17 protein-coding genes are annotated in these 14,862 nt (G+C 67.9%); 12 read left to right on the top strand and 5 right to left on the bottom strand.

Going from position 1 to position 14,862, the window contains the following annotated elements; translation table 11 throughout:
- The first annotated feature begins 88 nt into the window (after positions 1 to 88).
- From ACWPOC_RS02800 to ACWPOC_RS02840, 9 genes are all read left to right on the top strand, one after another.
- Positions 89 to 1,282: a thiolase family protein gene (locus tag ACWPOC_RS02800; protein WP_455407965.1), complete on the top strand. Its 1,194-nt coding sequence runs from the start codon at positions 89 to 91 to the stop codon at positions 1,280 to 1,282.
- Between the two features lie 54 nt (positions 1,283 to 1,336).
- Entirely contained in the window at positions 1,337 to 2,098 is a 762-nt protein-coding gene (locus ACWPOC_RS02805) for a 3-hydroxyacyl-CoA dehydrogenase (RefSeq protein ID WP_016691832.1), read from the top strand.
- A gap of 31 nt (positions 2,099 to 2,129) precedes the next feature.
- Entirely contained in the window at positions 2,130 to 2,780 is a 651-nt protein-coding gene (locus ACWPOC_RS02810; protein WP_159417023.1) for a TetR/AcrR family transcriptional regulator, read from the top strand.
- Between the two features lie 38 nt (positions 2,781 to 2,818).
- Entirely contained in the window at positions 2,819 to 3,802 is a 984-nt protein-coding gene (locus ACWPOC_RS02815; RefSeq protein ID WP_455407966.1) for an NAD(P)H-dependent flavin oxidoreductase, read from the top strand.
- 17 nt (positions 3,803 to 3,819) lie between these two features.
- Positions 3,820 to 4,977 (top strand): acyl-CoA dehydrogenase family protein, encoded by a 1,158-nt coding sequence (locus tag ACWPOC_RS02820; protein WP_120281050.1) that lies wholly within the window; start codon positions 3,820 to 3,822, stop codon positions 4,975 to 4,977.
- Positions 4,978 to 5,000: 23 nt separating this feature from the next.
- Positions 5,001 to 5,759, top strand: a complete 759-nt coding sequence (locus tag ACWPOC_RS02825) for an SDR family NAD(P)-dependent oxidoreductase (RefSeq protein ID WP_120281051.1) — start codon at positions 5,001 to 5,003, stop codon at positions 5,757 to 5,759.
- Between the two features lie 19 nt (positions 5,760 to 5,778).
- Complete coding sequence (locus ACWPOC_RS02830) at positions 5,779 to 6,207, top strand: NUDIX hydrolase (protein WP_254072916.1); 429 nt, start codon at positions 5,779 to 5,781, stop codon at positions 6,205 to 6,207.
- Between the two features lie 87 nt (positions 6,208 to 6,294).
- On the top strand, positions 6,295 to 6,582 hold the full coding sequence (locus ACWPOC_RS02835) for a putative quinol monooxygenase (protein WP_059382096.1): 288 nt from the start codon (positions 6,295 to 6,297) through the stop codon (positions 6,580 to 6,582).
- Between the two features lie 122 nt (positions 6,583 to 6,704).
- On the top strand, positions 6,705 to 6,866 hold the full coding sequence (locus ACWPOC_RS02840) for a hypothetical protein (RefSeq protein WP_016933301.1): 162 nt from the start codon (positions 6,705 to 6,707) through the stop codon (positions 6,864 to 6,866).
- Between the two features lie 27 nt (positions 6,867 to 6,893).
- Here the strand turns inward: ACWPOC_RS02840 and ACWPOC_RS02845 are convergent, their stop codons facing one another.
- Positions 6,894 to 7,232 carry a metallopeptidase family protein gene (locus tag ACWPOC_RS02845; RefSeq protein ID WP_033097890.1) on the bottom strand — a complete coding sequence of 113 codons (339 nt, stop codon included), beginning with the start codon at positions 7,230 to 7,232 and terminating at the stop codon, positions 6,894 to 6,896.
- A gap of 13 nt (positions 7,233 to 7,245) precedes the next feature.
- Positions 7,246 to 8,304, bottom strand: coding sequence for a septum formation family protein (locus ACWPOC_RS02850; RefSeq protein WP_106201619.1), 1,059 nt, complete (start codon positions 8,302 to 8,304; stop codon positions 7,246 to 7,248).
- Positions 8,305 to 8,340: 36 nt separating this feature from the next.
- Here ACWPOC_RS02850 and ACWPOC_RS02855 point away from each other — a divergent pair, with 36 nt between their 5' ends.
- From ACWPOC_RS02855 to wecB, 3 genes are all read left to right on the top strand, one after another.
- Positions 8,341 to 8,733 carry an ankyrin repeat domain-containing protein gene (locus tag ACWPOC_RS02855; RefSeq protein ID WP_060652296.1) on the top strand — a complete coding sequence of 131 codons (393 nt, stop codon included), beginning with the start codon at positions 8,341 to 8,343 and terminating at the stop codon, positions 8,731 to 8,733.
- 11 nt (positions 8,734 to 8,744) lie between these two features.
- Positions 8,745 to 10,007: a serine--tRNA ligase gene (gene serS, locus ACWPOC_RS02860; protein ID WP_120281052.1), complete on the top strand. Its 1,263-nt coding sequence runs from the start codon at positions 8,745 to 8,747 to the stop codon at positions 10,005 to 10,007.
- A gap of 149 nt (positions 10,008 to 10,156) precedes the next feature.
- Positions 10,157 to 11,314, top strand: a complete 1,158-nt coding sequence (gene wecB, locus ACWPOC_RS02865; protein WP_120281053.1) for a non-hydrolyzing UDP-N-acetylglucosamine 2-epimerase — start codon at positions 10,157 to 10,159, stop codon at positions 11,312 to 11,314.
- Positions 11,315 to 11,409: 95 nt separating this feature from the next.
- Here wecB and wecC read toward each other — a convergent pair whose 3' ends face one another.
- Genes wecC through ACWPOC_RS02880 form a run of 3 tightly spaced genes read right to left on the bottom strand, consistent with a single transcriptional unit; the run spans position 11,410 to position 14,691 of the window.
- Positions 11,410 to 12,666: a UDP-N-acetyl-D-mannosamine dehydrogenase gene (wecC, locus tag ACWPOC_RS02870; RefSeq protein WP_120281054.1), complete on the bottom strand. Its 1,257-nt coding sequence runs from the start codon at positions 12,664 to 12,666 to the stop codon at positions 11,410 to 11,412.
- Entirely contained in the window at positions 12,659 to 13,474 is an 816-nt protein-coding gene (locus ACWPOC_RS02875) for a WecB/TagA/CpsF family glycosyltransferase (RefSeq protein WP_120281055.1), read from the bottom strand. The genes wecC and ACWPOC_RS02875 overlap by 8 nt, the downstream gene beginning before the upstream one ends.
- A complete protein-coding gene (locus tag ACWPOC_RS02880; protein WP_159417005.1) occupies positions 13,471 to 14,691 on the bottom strand; it encodes a hypothetical protein in 1,221 nt (406 codons plus the stop codon). Before ACWPOC_RS02880 ends, ACWPOC_RS02875 begins: the two co-directional genes overlap by 4 nt.
- Positions 14,692 to 14,862: the final 171 nt, after the last annotated feature.

Consider the following 14,862-nt stretch of genomic DNA (forward strand, 5'->3'; position numbering starts at 1 on the left):
TTAAGTCCGTGGTAGAGCTTTTAGCGATCGATAAGTACGCCGCTGGGAACGTCTCCGGCCCGCACGCTGCACTTTCGAAAGGATCGTCATGACCAACGCTGTCATCGTCGACGTCGTCCGTACCGCTGTCGGTAAGGGCAAGCCGGGTGGTGCCCTGTCCGGCACCCACCCCGTCGAACTCCTCGCTCACGTGCTGCGCTCGCTCGTCGAGCGCAACGGCATCGACCCCGCGCAGGTCGACGACGTGATCGGCGGCTGCGTCGCCCAGGTCGGCGAGCAGTCCCTCAACATCTCGCGTACCGCGCTCCTCGCCGCCGGCTTCCCCGAGTCGGTGCCCGCGACCACCATCGACCGCCAGTGCGGCTCGAGCCAGCAGGCCGCGCACTTCGCCGCCCAGGGCGTCATCGCCGGCGCCTACGACATGGTCATCGCGTGCGGTGTCGAGTCGATGAGCCGCATCCCGATGGGCACCGCCACCCTCGGCAAGGACACCCACGGTCCGAGCGTGCGCGCCCGCTACCCCGAGGGCCTGGTCAACCAGGGCATCTCGGCCGAGCTCATCGCCGCGAAGTGGAAGTTCGACCGCGACGCCCTCGACGCCTACTCCGCGCAGTCGCACCAGCGTGCCGCCGCCGCCTACGAGGCCGGCTACTTCGACAAGGAGATCGTCCCGATCAGCGTCGAGAACGCCGCGGGCGAGCAGGTGCAGCACACCGTCGACGAGACGCTGCGGGCCTCCACCACCGCCGAGGGTCTCGCCGGTCTGAAGCCGTCCTTCTACACCGAGGAGTACGCGGCCCGGTTCCCCGAGGCGCAGTGGGTCATCACCCCCGGTAACTCCTCGCCGCTGACCGACGGTGCGTCGGCCGCGCTCATCATGAGCGAGGAGATGGCGAACAAGCTGGGCCTGGCCCCGCGTGCGCGTTTCCACTCGTTCTCCGTCGCCGGCGACGACCCGGTCTTCATGCTCACCGCCCCGATCCCGGCCACGCAGAAGGTCCTCGCCCGCGCCGGTCTGGGCATCGACGACATCGACGCCTACGAGGTCAACGAGGCGTTCGCGCCCGTGCCGCTCGCCTGGGCGCACGAACTCGGTGCCGACCCGGCCAAGCTCAACCCGTGGGGCGGCGCGATCGCGCTCGGCCACGCACTCGGCTCCTCGGGCACCCGCCTGCTGTCGACCCTCGTCAACCACCTCGAGGCCACCGGCGGTCGCTACGGCCTGCAGACGATGTGCGAGGGCGCGGGCATGGCCAACGCCACCGTCATCGAACGCCTCTGACGTCTCGAAGTCTCGAACATCTCCGAACCGCAACCACTCTCGAAAGGGTAATCAATGATCGTCAACGACAGCGTCGCCGTCGTCACCGGTGGTGCCTCCGGCCTCGGTCTCGCCACCGTCAAGGCCCTGCTGAACGACGGCGCGCAGATCGTCATCATCGATCTGCCGTCGTCCAACGGTGAGACCATCGCCAAGGAGCTCGGCGACCGCGTCCGCTTCGTCGCCGCCGACGTCACCGACGAGGCCGCCGTCACCGAGGCCCTCGACGTGGCCGAGTCGCTCGGACCCGTGCGTGTCGCGGTGAACTGCGCCGGCATCGGCAACGCGATCAAGACCGTCAGCAAGAAGGGTGCCTTCCCGCTCGACGCGTTCAAGAAGGTCGTCGACGTCAACCTGTTCGGCACGTTCAACGTCATCCGTCTCGCCGCCGAGCGCATCGCGAAGACCGAGCCGATCGACGGCGAGCGCGGCGTCATCATCAACACCGCCTCCGTCGCCGCCTTCGACGGCCAGATCGGCCAGGCCGCCTACTCGGCGTCCAAGGGCGGTGTCGTCGGCATGACCCTGCCGATCGCCCGCGACCTCGCGTCGCTGCTCATCCGCGTCGTCACCATCGCACCGGGCCTGTTCAAGACCCCGCTGCTCGGCTCGCTGCCGGAGGAGGCCCAGGCCTCGCTCGGCGCGCAGGTGCCGCACCCGGCCCGCCTCGGCGATCCGTCCGAGTACGGTGCCCTCGCCGCGCACATCGTCTCGAACCCGATGCTCAACGGCGAGGTCATCCGCCTCGACGGCGCGATCCGCATGGCCCCGCGCTGACCCGAGCACCGACTGTGAGAGGAGGGGGTCGATGACCCCGGCATACGAGGCCGAGGAATCCGACACGCCCCACGCGGACGTGCAGTCCGCCGACTGGCGCGAGTTCCAGCCTCTGGGGCTCGACCCCATCCTCGAACACGCCCTGGAAGCGTTCAGCGAGAACGGTTTCCACGGCACCACCGTCCGCGACCTGGCCCGCCGGGTCGGCGTGACGGTGCCCGCGCTGTACTACCACTACGAGAACAAGGAAGCCGTTCTCGTCACGCTGCTCGACGCCGCCGTCCTCGACCTCATCGGCCGTGTCTCGGCCGCGGTCGCGGACGGCGGCGACGACCCGGTCGCCCGCTTCGTCAACGCCGTCGAGGCGATCGTGCTGAACATGACCCACCGCGCACAGCGTTCGGGCCTGGATTCCGAAGTGCGCCACATCTCCCCGGAGAACCGCCGGACCTACGCCGCGACCCGCAAGCGTCTCGAGCTGATGATGCTCGACCTGGTGCGCGAGGGCGTCGACCAGCGGGTGTTCGACGTCGACGACGTCGAGGAGGCCGTGCGCGCTCTCCTCGGGATGTTCCAGTCCATCGTCCGCTGGTACCAGCTCGGTGGTCCCCTCACTCCCGCTCAGGTTGCCCAGCGGTACATCGTGATCGCACTGCGGGTCGTGGGCCACCCGGCCGCCTGAGAGTCTTTCGAACCACCTCCACGCAAGGAGTCCATGCCGTGCTGACCACCGCCTTCACCGAAACCTTCGGCGTCCGCCATCCCATCGTGCAGGGAGGGATGCAGTGGGTCGGCCGCGCCGAACTCGTCGCTGCGGTCGCCAATGCCGGCGCGCTCGGAATGATCACCGCTCTGACGCAACCGACCCCCGAGGATCTCGCGAAGGAGATCGAGCGCACCCGCGAGCTCACCGACCAGCCGTTCGGCGTCAACCTCACGATCCTGCCGGCGATCAACCCGCCGCCCTACGAGGAGTACCGCCAGGTCATCATCGACTCCGGTGTGAAGATCGTGGAGACGGCCGGATCGAATCCCGCGCCGCACCTGCCCGACTTCCACGCCGCCGGAATCAAGGTGCTGCACAAGTGCACCAGCGTCCGGCACGCCGTCAAGGCGCAGGACATCGGTGTCGACGGCATCAGCATCGACGGCTTCGAATGCGCCGGCCACCCCGGTGAGGACGACGTCCCCGGCCTCGTGCTCATCGCCGCCGCCGCAGAGAAGATCACCATCCCGATGATCGCGTCCGGCGGCTTCGGCGACGGTCGCGGTCTCGTCGCCGCCCTGGCTCTCGGCGCCGATGGCATCAACATGGGTACCCGGTTCATGTGCACCGAGGAATCTCCGATCCACCAGAACATCAAGGAAGCGATCGTCGCGGCGAACGAGACCGACACCGAACTGATCTTCCGTCCGCTGCGCAACACTGCCCGCGTGGCGAGCAACACCGTCAGCCGTGAGGTCGTCGAAATCCTCGACCGCGGTGGACAGTTCGAGGACGTGCGTGAACTCGTCGCCGGTGCCCGCGGCCGTCTGGTCTACGAGAACGGTGATCCCGAGGCGGGAATCTGGACCGTCGGCACGGTGCAGGGCATCATCCACGACAATCCCCCCGCGGGCGAACTCGTCGAGCGCATCGTCGCCGACGCCGAAAGCCTCATCGCAGAGCGACTCACCGGCATGATGTCGCGCGTGAACGCCTGACCCTTTAGGAGAACCCCTTGAAGCGCACCCATTTCGACGACGATCACGAGGCGTACCGGGAGACCGTTCGCGAGTTCCTCGCCCGCGAGATCGAACCGAACTACGAGAAGTGGGAAGACGAACGGCTCGTCGACCGCTCGGCATGGATCGCCGCCGGTAAGTCCGGCATCGTCGGTCTGGGAGCGCCGGAGGAATTCGGTGGCTCGGGCGTGACCGACTACCGGTTCCGTCACGTCGTGCAGGAGGAGATCGCACGCACCGGAACGACCTCGTTCGGCGCCGGACTCGCACTGCAGGACGACATCACGATCCCGTACATCGTGCACCTCGGCACGGAGGAGCAGAAGGCCCGCTGGCTGCCGAAGATGGCCACCGGTGAGCGTATCGGCGCGATCGCGATGACCGAGCCCGGAGCCGGATCCGACCTGCAGGGCGTGAAGACCACCGCCGTACGCGACGGTGACGAGTGGGTGATCAACGGCCAGAAGACGTTCATCACCAACGGAATCCACTCCGATCTCGTCATCGTGGTGTGCCGCACCGACCCGAACGCGGGGTCGAAAGGTTTCTCGCTCATCGTCGTCGAGCGCGACACCCCCGGTTTCAGCAGAGGCCGCAAGCTCCACAAGGTCGGTCTCGCCGCGCAGGACACCGCCGAACTCGTCTTCGAGGACGCCCGTGTCCCCGCCGAGAACCTGCTCGGCACCGAGGGTCGCGGCTTCGTGCACCTGATGGAGAACCTGCCCCTCGAACGTATCGGTATCGCCGTCAGCGCGATCACCTCGGCGCGGGCCGCCTACGAGTGGACCGTGCAGTACGTCTTCGAGCGCAAGGCATTCGGCAAGCCCATCGGCGACCTGCAGAACACCCGCTTCGCGCTCGCCGAGATGCTCACCGAGATCGAGATCACCGAGTCGCACGTCGACCGGTGCGTACTCGCCCTCAACGCCGGGGAGCTCACACCGGTGGATGCGTCGAAGGCCAAGTGGTGGGCGACCGAACTGCAGAAGCGTGTCGTCGACCGCTGCGTGCAGCTGCACGGCGGGTACGGCTACATGATGGAGTACCCGATCGGGCGCGCCTACGTCGATGCACGCATCCAGACGATCTACGGTGGCACCACGGAGATCATGAAGGAGATCATCGGCCGCGACATCGCCGCCGGGTACGCGTAATCGTTTCAGGGAAGAGGGATTCGATGTTCGACCTCACAGGTAAGCGCGCTCTCGTCACGGGTGGTTCCGCGGGGATCGGTCTCGGCATGGCCCGGGGGCTCGCCCGTGCCGGCGCCGACGTCACCCTGTGGGGTCGGAGCGAGGACAAGCTCGCGAAGGCCGCGGCCGACATCGGGAGGTTCGCCGGCCGCGTGGCCACCCGCGCGGTCGACGTCTCCGACGAGCAGGCCGTGACCGACGGTGTCGCGGCGCTCGTCGACGACTTCGGTGGGCTCGACATCGTGGTGGTCAACGCCGGCATCGGGTCGTCGCTGCAGAAGTTCCACGAGTCGACGACCGAGCGGTACCGCGCCGTCATGGCGACGAACGTCGACGGCGCGTTCTTCACGATGCGGGAGACCTCGCGTGTGCTCGTCGAGCAGGGCACCGGGGGTTCGATGATCGTCACGTCGAGCCTCGGTGCACTGCAGGGCGCCGGACGCAACCAGCCGTACGCGGCGAGCAAGGCCGCGGTGCTCGCGCTCGCGAACGGCTGTGCCGTCGAGTTCGCGCGTCACCGGATCCGGGTCAACAGCGTGCTGCCGGGCTGGATCGCCACCGACATGACCGGTCCGCTGCAGGAGTCCGACGTCTTCAACTCGAACGTCATCGGCCGCGTGCCGCTCGGCCGGTGGGGTACCCCGGAGGATTTCGAAGGCATCGCCGTCTATCTCGCGAGCGATGCGTCGTCCTTCCAGACGGGCAGCACGACGCTCATCGACGGTGGTTACAGCATGTTCTGACCGGTCCTAGGATGGTCCGGTGAACCAGCATCCCGCGATTCGTGACCGTGTGATCAGAGTGAGCGCCGTCGTTCTCCGCAACGCCGCCGGTGAGGTGCTCACCGTGCGGAAGCGGAACACGTCGCGGTTCATGCTGCCCGGAGGCAAGCCGGATCCGGGGGAGACCCCGGCCGAGACCGCCGTGCGCGAGTGCGCCGAGGAACTGGGCGCCGAACTGGATCTGTCGTCGTTGCGTCTCGTCGGGGTCTTCGACGCCGAGGCCGCCAACGAGCCCGGTTACCGGCTCGAAGGAACCGTCTACGAACACCCGCTCGTGGAGGTCGCCGGTGCCGCCGCGGAGATCGCGGAGACGCGCTGGCTCGACCCGGCCGTCCTTCCGCTCCCCGGCGATCTCGCGCCGCTGCTCGAGCACCACGTCCTTCCCGCTCTCGCGTCGGCCTCCCGATAATCCTGTTTTCACAGAGGTATTGCGCAGTTCTCATCCATGGGGAAATGTGGTGAGGGCAGTCACATCGCACATCACGGAAGGTCTCCCATGGCGCTCACCGCTCTGCTCGAACTCGAATTCAAGGCCGACTCCCTCGACGACGCGAAGAAGGTCATGACCCGCGTGCTCGACGAGACGCGACAGTTCGACGGATGCGACGGCATCGAGATCCTCGTGGATCAGAAGAACGAGGCCCGCTGGGTGGTCGTGGAGAAGTGGCGCTCGGCCGAGCACGACGCCGCCTACCGCAAGTTCCGCGCCGGCGAGGGCGCCATCACCGACCTCGGACCCCTCCTGGCGGGAGCACCGAAGCTCGAGCACTTCACCACCCTCTGAGTCCCCACCGGAGCGCGGGCGGAGTCGGTCGTCACCCGGCGGAACGCGGACGGTAGGGTGACCCCCGGGGCGGACGTGTGCCGTTTGCCTCGAAGTGACATCGACTGTGGAGGTAACCGGGCATGTTGGAACTCTTCGGCGTCATCGTCGTGTGGCTCACCGTGGCCGTCGTCGCTGTCGGAACCGTCATCATGTTCGTCGTTTCGACGCTCAGCCCGCACTTCGGTCAGCGCAAGGCCAAGGGACCCCGCCTCGACAAGGCGACCGCGGCCCGCAACAAGTAGCACCCGGTACCGATCGCGAAGAGCGCCTCAGCCCCAGCCCAGCTGGTGGAGGCGCTCTTCGTCGATTCCGAAATAGTGCGCGATCTCGTGGACGACGGTGACGAGTACCTCGTGCACGACGTCGTCGTCGCTCTCGCAGATGTCGAGGATCGCGTCGCGGTAGATCGTGATCGTGTCCGGTAGCGATCCCGCGTAGTGGCTGTCGCGCTCGGTCAGCGCGACGCCCTGATACAGACCCAGCAGGTCGGGTTCTTCCTCGTGGCGCGGCTCGACGAGGACCACGACGTTGTCGATCGCCCGCGCGAGTTCGCGGGGGATCTCGTCGAGCGCTTCCGAGACGAGCTCCTCGAAGTGCTCGTCCTCCATGTGTACCGGCACGTCACGACCCCGGCAGGGGAACGGCGCCCGGCAACGGCGTCGGCAGCGACCGGCCTTCCGGCACGGGCGGCGGCGGCACGGGCGGCTGGCCGTCGATGAGGATGTCGCCCTTGGCGCTGCCGGTGATCGACGAGAAGCCGCCACCCTCGACCTGCTTGCCGATCGAACAGTTCACCTTGCGGCTGCCGGCGAGCCAGCTGTCGTAGTCGAGGTTGTCCCAGAACAGCGTGAGGGTCTTGTTGCGCAGGGCCTCGGGGTCGCCGAGGTACTCGTTGACCAGGCGCGTGCAGGTCTCCTCGAGATAGCCGTCCTGGTCCTCGATGCTCGGCAGCCCGCCGGGGAACTGCCCACCGAGGTCGACGACCGCGACGACCTCGAAGGCGTGCGGCTTGGAACACTCCACCGGGTCGGCAGGCACACCGTTGTTGATGCCGATGCAGACACCGACGTCCCAGGCCCGCGACTGGTCCTGATCGGCGACCCGGCCCTTGATGGGCAGCAGGTTGCCGGTGGTCGACGAGAACTGCAGACCGCACCGCAGCGTGCGTTCGCCGGCCGCCCAGCCCGCCTCGCCGGGGTTGATGAGGCCGATGCTGAACTTGCCGTGCGGGTCGAACCGGCCGTCGAGATAGTCCATCGCGGCGGGTGCGCACTGCTCGTCGCGCAGCTCGGTGAAACGCGTGACCGACGGGAAGCGTGATCCCGGTCCCCATTCGGTGCCGGGATACAGGCTCAGGTCGATGTCGGCGACCACCTCGAACAGATGCGTCTCGGCGCAGTCGACCTTCGTGAGGTCGCTCGCGTCGAGAGCACTCCAGGTCAGGCAATCGCCGGCGGTGGCGGTACCGAACGCTTCCCCCGCGACCGCGCCGGTCGTGCTGATGCCGGCGCCGGCGCTGTCGTCCCCGCCGTCGGCGCCCTGGAACCCCGCGACGACGAACGTCGCGATCGCCGCCAGGACGGCACCGGCCGCGACGAGCACGAGGGCGCGTCGGGTCAACCGCGCCGAGGGCGGGCGCCGGTCGGGCTTGGGCTTGTTGTCTTCGGCCATCACTTCCATCATGCCTGTTCGAGTGGACGCAGGTAGTTTCGGCTCATGGCCGACGACCCGATCGATCCCGAGATTCTCGAGATCGCCAAGCAGACCTTCGACGCCGCCCGCCAGGGAGACGTCGAGACCCTCACCGCGTACGTCGATGCCGGGGTACCGGTGAACCTCACCAACGAGACCGGCGACACGCTGCTCATGCTGGCGTCCTACCACGGTCATGCCGACGCCGTACAGGCCCTGGTCGAGCGAGGAGCCGACGTGAACCGGCTCAACGACCGCGGCCAGTCGCCTCTCGCGGGCGCGGTCTTCAAGGGCGTCGAGGCAGTGGTGCGGGTGCTCGCCGAGGCCGGCGCCGACCCGCGTCACGGGCACCCCACCGCGGAGGACACAGCGAAGATGTTCGGGCGCGACGACTACCTGGAACTCTGGCAGCGGTAGGCTTCGATTCCGTGATCGACCTCAAGTTCCTCCGCGAGAATCCCGACGCCGTCCGCGAGTCGCAGCGTATGCGGGGGGAGGACCCGGGCCTCGTCGACGTGCTGCTCGAGGCCGACGCCTCCCGTCGCGCCGCGGTCCTCGCCGGCGACAACGCACGCGCCGAGCAGAAGGCCCTGGGCAAGAAGGTCGGCAAGGCGTCCCCCGAGGAGCGCCCCGCGCTGCTCGACGGTGCCAAGGAGCTGGCCGCGAAGGTCAAGGAACTCGAGGCCGAGCAGCACGCCGCGCAGGAGGCCTTCGATCGCGCGCACCTCGCGATCTCCAACGTCGTGCAGGACGGCGTGCCCGCCGGCGGTGAGGACGACTTCGTCACGCTCGAGACCGTCGGCGAGCTGCCCACCTTCGACTTCGAGCCGAAGGACCACCTCGCGCTCGGCGAATCGCTCGGGCTCATCGACATGGAGCGCGGCGCCAAGGTCTCCGGTGCCCGGTTCTACTTCCTCACCGGTTACGGCGCGCTGCTCCAGCTGGGTCTGCTGCAGCTCGCCGCCCAGAAGGCCACCGCGAACGGGTTCACGATGATGATCCCGCCCGTGCTCGTGCGTCCCGAGATCATGCAGGGCACCGGCTTCCTCGGCCGGCACGCCGACGAGGTGTACCGGCTCGAGGAGGACGACCTCTACCTGGTGGGCACCTCCGAGGTGCCGCTCGCGGGCTACCACTCGGGCGAGATCCTCGACCTGTCGAAGGGGCCGAAGCGCTATGCGGGCTGGTCGTCGTGCTTCCGTCGCGAGGCGGGCAGCTACGGCAAGGACACCCGCGGCATCATCCGCGTGCACCAGTTCGACAAGGTCGAGATGTTCGTCTACTGCCGGCCCGAGGAGGCCGCGGCGGAGCACGAGCGTCTGCTGGCCTGGGAGCGCGACATGCTCGCCGCCATCGACGTGCCGTACCGCGTCATCGACGTCGCGGCCGGCGATCTCGGGTCGTCGGCGTCCCGCAAGTTCGACTGCGAGGCCTGGGTGCCCACGCAGGAGCGCTACCGCGAACTCACGTCGACGTCGAACTGCACGACCTTCCAGGGGCGTCGCCTGAACGTCCGGTACCGCGACGAGAACGGCAAGCCGCAGACCGCCGCGACCCTCAACGGCACGCTCGCCACCACCCGCTGGCTCGTCGCGCTGCTCGAGAACCACCAGCAGGCCGACGGTTCGGTGAAGGTGCCCGAGGCTCTCGTCCCGTTCGTGGGACGCGAGGTGCTCGAACCCGCCGGCTGACCCGTACGGCACACAGCCTCGACGACGGCTCCCCACTGCGCCCGCGGTGGGGAGCCGTTTCCGTGTGCCCGTCCGAGCATAACGAACTGAAAGTTGGTTTTTAGGATTTAAACGGTCCTGAAGTACTGATTTCACGCTATTCTTGGGCGATGAAGAAGGTTTTGGTGGTCTACGGAACTCGTCCCGAGGCGATCAAGATGGCGCCGGTCGTCACCGCCCTGCAGAGATCGGAAGTACTCGAACCCGTTGTCGCAGTGACCGGCCAGCACCGCGAGATGCTGGACCAGGTCAACACCCTGTTCGGTATCGAACCGAGCCACGACCTCGACATCCTCACCCAACGGCAGGGGCTGGAGGCCATCACGGCCAAGGCCCTCGGCGGGGTGTCGGATGTGATAGCCCGGGAGGAACCCGGTGCGGTTCTCGTCCAAGGAGATACGACGACCTGCTTCGCCGCGGCCCTCGCGGCGTTCTACTGCAAGGTGCCGCTCGTGCACCTCGAGGCCGGACTCCGGACGGGGGATCGCTACAACCCCTTCCCCGAAGAACTCAACCGGCGCCTGACCTCGCAACTGGCGTCGCTGCACCTGGCACCCACCCCCACCTCCCGCGCCAATCTCCTGGCGGACGGGATCGATCCCGGCGACATCGTCGTCACCGGCAATACGGTGATCGACGCGCTCTACACGGTGACCTCGCAGCAACCCTCGCTCGACAACCCGGATCTCGCTCCGCTGCTGGGTCGTCCGATGGTTCTCGTCACGGCACATCGACGCGAGTCCTGGGGCGAGCCGATGGCGTGCTCGGCGCGGGCCATCGCCCGTCTGGCCCGCGCGTTCCCGCACATGACCTTCCTGCTGCCGGCACATCTCAATCCGATCGTGCGGGAGGTCCTCCTCCCGCCCCTCGCCGATCTGGACAACGTGGTCGTGACGAATCCGCTGTCCTACAGCGACTTCGCGCTCGCGATGGCGGCGTCGACGATCGTGCTGACCGACAGTGGTGGTGTGCAGGAAGAGGCACCGAGCCTCGGCAAGCCCGTCCTCGTGATGCGGGAGACCACCGAGCGGCCGGAAGCCGTCACGGCGGGAACCGTCCGGCTGGTGGGGACGGACGAGGAGCTCATCGTCGAATGGGTCACCCGGCTGCTCACCCAGCCCGCGGCCTACGACGAGATGGCCCGCGCGGTCAATCCGTACGGCGACGGGAGCGCCGCCCGGCGTTCGGTGGCGGCGATCGAGCACTTCTTCGGCCTCGGACCTCGCCCCTCGGAGTTCGCGCCCGTCGAGGCGGTCGGCTCCTACTGACAGGTCCGGATACCGCGTAGTCCGAAAGGAATACGGCCGGCAGGTGCGAGAACACCTACCGGCCGTATTTTCGCGGGTGCCGTATTCTCGTGGGTTCAGCGCCACACCCCGCGGGTGTCGTACACGACCTTGCCCGCCAGGAGGCTGCGCGACAGCGACCGGAACTGATCGTGGTCCACGAGCTCGACGACGATGTCCGCCGCGGCGATGGCGTCCCGGCACCGCGCGGTGCGCACGCTCTCGTATCCGAGGAGGGTGTCGGGAACCTCGTGCACGAACGGATCGGCGAGCAGGAGTTCGATGTCGGGCAGCGCCTTGGCGATGAGCTCGACGACGTGCAGGGCCGGACTCTCCCGGATGTCGTCGACGTTGGCCTTGAACGTCAACCCCAGACACGCGACCGTCGGATTCTTGAAACGCGAACAGGTTTCGATGACCTGCTGGGCCACGTAGTTCGGCTTGGAATCGTTGATCTCGCGTGCGGTACGGATCAACTTCGCCGAACCCGGCGACGCGCCGACGATGAACCACGGATCGACCGCGATGCAGTGCCCGCCGACACCGGGGCCGGGAGAGAGGATGTTCACCCGGGGATGGCGATTCGCCAGCCGGATGACCTCCCAGACGTCCAGTTCGAGTTCGTCCGAGACGTACGACAACTCGTTGGCGAAGGCGATGTTGATGTCGCGGTAGGCGTTCTCGACCAGTTTCGCCATCTCGGCGCTCGCGGCGTCGGTCAGGCAGATCTCACCCTGGCAGAAGACGCGGTAGATCGAGGCGGCGCGCTCGGCGCACAGCGGCGTGATCCCACCGACCACGCGGTCGTTCGTGATCATCTCGATCATGATGCGGCCCGGGAGCACCCGTTCGGGGCAGTGGGCGACGTGGATGTCCGGCAGACCCTCGTCGGCGTGGGGGAGATGGAGATCGGGTCGCAGTTCGGACAACCACCGGCTGACGCTCTCGGTGGTACCGGGCGGTGAGGTGGATTCGAGCACCACGATCTCCCCGCCGCGCAACTGGGGGGCGATCTGCTCGGTCGCCCGCCGCACGTACGACAGGTCGGCGGTGTGATCGGCGTTGAACGGTGTCGGCACGGCGATGATGTACGCGTCGGCGAGGGGAACCGTGTCGGTCGCGCTCAACGTCCCCATGGCCACGGCGCCGGCGAGGCTCACCGCGAGATCGGGTTCGGCGAACGGCACCTCGCCCCGCGAGACGGCCGACACGATACGGGGATCGATGTCCACGCCGATGACGTCGATGTCGCGGGTCGCGAGGACGACGGCCGTCGGCAGGCCGATGTAGCCGAGTCCTACGACGGCGACGGTGCCGCTGAATGTGTCAGCCATGATGCTTCCTCGGGGTCGGGAGTTTCTCGGGACGCGGATAGGGCGGGGTGGTGCGGAAACGCTCGCGGGCGAGCAGGATCAGGAACGCGGTGTTGGTCGTGAGATAGCGCCGCCACATCCGGCGCGGTTCCTGCAGGAGGCGGTAGGCCCACTCCATGCCGGCGCGCTGCCACCGCTCGGGTGCGCGCTTGGTGATCCCGGCGAGGACGTCGAACGAGCCACCCACACCGTGACGTATCGGGACGTCCAGCACGTCCTCCCAGCGCCGCAGGAAGTTCTCCTTGCGAGGAGAGGGCATGCCGAGGAACAGCATGTCCGCGCGGGACTCGCGGATGGCCCGGGCGATCGACTCCTCCTCGGATTCGTCGAAGTAGCCGTGGTGGGCACCGGCCATGCGGAGGCCGGGATACTTCGTGGTGAGGACGTCGACGAGGGCGTCGAGCACCGACTGCTCCGCGCCGAGCAGATAGACGGAGCGGTGTTCGGTGTCGGCCGTCGCGAGCAGCGAGGTGAACAGGTCGATTCCGGCGACGCGTTCGGGCAGCGGATACCCGAGGAGATTGCCCGCCCACACGACCGCCTGACCGTCGGCGAGGAGTATGTCGCACTCGAGCAGGGATTCGCGCAGGGCCGCGTCCTTGCGGAGGCGAACGGTCTTCGCGGCGTTGACGACTCCGACGGTCATCGGTTCTCGACGCTCGAGGGCGTCGCGGCACCGTGCCACGGCCTCGTCCATCGTGACGGCGTCGAGCGGCATCCCGAACAGGGTCGCTGACGTGCGGGTGCCGGTGGTGGGGTCGGCGGTCATCGGGTTCCTCCGAATTCGTTGCGCTGCAGCCACGCGTAGAGCATCCAGCCGAGTTCGTACGGGCGGCATTCGTAGTCCACGACTCCGGCGGGAAGGAGCCGATCGAGTCCCGGCAGTTCCGAACCCGGACGCAGGGCGGTGGCCGCGGCAGCCAGCGATCTCGCGGCCTTGCGCGGTTCACGCCGACCGACCTTGCGCCAGACGACGTCCTGGGACTCGCAGACGAGATCTGCCAGCGCCTCGGGATGGCTCTGCAGCCAGTCGATCCCGAGTTCGATTGCGGCGGTGTGGTCGTCGCCGCCGGCTGTGGCGAGATCGAACAGCACCATCGGCGCCATCGCGTGCTGGTGGACACTGTAGACGGGGAAGCGCTCGACCACGCTGTGCCCACGCGAGTCGTAGTGCCACCACCACTGACCGGCCTCGCCCTGCAGCGCGCAGATCCGGGTGGCGCACGCGTTCGCCGCGGCGAGCGCGACGTCGTCGTCCGTCGCCGCGGCCGTCCGGGCGAGTGCCTGGAGGGGATAGACCTGGTCGGCGAAGGACCCGATGTGCCGGCGCAGTCTGCTGCCCGTGCCCACGGGAATCATGTGGGGGAAGAGACCACCGGGACCCTGCGCGGCGAGGATCCGTCGCTTCAGCGTCTGCACGAGACCACCGGAATCGAATTGTGTGCGCGCGGCGAGTGCGGCAGTGAGGGCCCAGGACGCGTCGACCGTCGCCAGGGGGCTGCCGCTCTCGCACCGGCCCCGGAGTTCTTCGTAGAGCGCGGAATCGACCGAGCCGGTGATCTCGGCGCAGGCCCACACCGCGAGCGCGAGGGCGCCGGTGTCACGGTGGCCGAGGGCCCGGATCCCCGTCCGACGGGCGAGCTCGGCGGCCGTGTCCCCGTGGAGCACACTGCGCTGCACGTGTTCGGGCAGCAGGTGCAGTCCGAGGGCGGCGATCGAGGTGTAGCGCGTGCTCCGCCCCTCGAGCCGGAGTTCGGTACCGAACGATGTCCTCGTGCCGCGTGCGGTCTGGGGGAAGCCGTCCCCGTCGTACATCCGGGTGAGCCCGCGTACGGCGAGATCGGTCAACTGGATGACGCGTACGGCCGTCTCCGGTCGGGTGCCGCTCCGGGGCGGTACGTGGTCGCTACCGCTCTGCGGCGGTACAGGGTCGCTGCCGCTCTGCGGGGGTGCGTGATCTTTGTGCAGTCCTGCCGCAATCTTCATGGGGACTCCTTCGCGGGACGAATGCCGTGTCCGTGGAGTGGATGAAAGTCTGTGAATGGCGGAAATAACTGATGCAAGGATAGCTACTGAGCTAGAAAAAGTCCTAGAGTTTGTTTAAGCCTTGTTGGCGGACTTCGGATGTGTTTTAGTGGGAACCACGATCGAAATTTC

It is taken from the genome of Rhodococcus sp. 5G237 (genome assembly GCF_053764735.1).

Coding starts and splice junctions, on each gene's coding strand:
- ACWPOC_RS02825 (WP_120281051.1), top strand. CDS start 5,001: ATGTTCGACCTCACAGGTAAGCGCGCTCTCGTCACGGGTGGTTCCGCG.
- ACWPOC_RS02805 (WP_016691832.1), top strand. CDS start 1,337: ATGATCGTCAACGACAGCGTCGCCGTCGTCACCGGTGGTGCCTCCGGC.
- wecB (WP_120281053.1), top strand. CDS start 10,157: ATGAAGAAGGTTTTGGTGGTCTACGGAACTCGTCCCGAGGCGATCAAG.
- ACWPOC_RS02810 (WP_159417023.1), top strand. CDS start 2,130: ATGACCCCGGCATACGAGGCCGAGGAATCCGACACGCCCCACGCGGAC.
- ACWPOC_RS02835 (WP_059382096.1), top strand. CDS start 6,295: ATGGCGCTCACCGCTCTGCTCGAACTCGAATTCAAGGCCGACTCCCTC.
- ACWPOC_RS02845 (WP_033097890.1), bottom strand. CDS start 7,232: ATGGAGGACGAGCACTTCGAGGAGCTCGTCTCGGAAGCGCTCGACGAG.
- wecC (WP_120281054.1), bottom strand. CDS start 12,666: ATGGCTGACACATTCAGCGGCACCGTCGCCGTCGTAGGACTCGGCTAC.
- ACWPOC_RS02855 (WP_060652296.1), top strand. CDS start 8,341: ATGGCCGACGACCCGATCGATCCCGAGATTCTCGAGATCGCCAAGCAG.
- ACWPOC_RS02800 (WP_455407965.1), top strand. CDS start 89: ATGACCAACGCTGTCATCGTCGACGTCGTCCGTACCGCTGTCGGTAAG.
- ACWPOC_RS02840 (WP_016933301.1), top strand. CDS start 6,705: ATGTTGGAACTCTTCGGCGTCATCGTCGTGTGGCTCACCGTGGCCGTC.
- ACWPOC_RS02875 (WP_120281055.1), bottom strand. CDS start 13,474: ATGACCGCCGACCCCACCACCGGCACCCGCACGTCAGCGACCCTGTTC.
- ACWPOC_RS02880 (WP_159417005.1), bottom strand. CDS start 14,691: ATGAAGATTGCGGCAGGACTGCACAAAGATCACGCACCCCCGCAGAGC.
- ACWPOC_RS02850 (WP_106201619.1), bottom strand. CDS start 8,304: ATGGAAGTGATGGCCGAAGACAACAAGCCCAAGCCCGACCGGCGCCCG.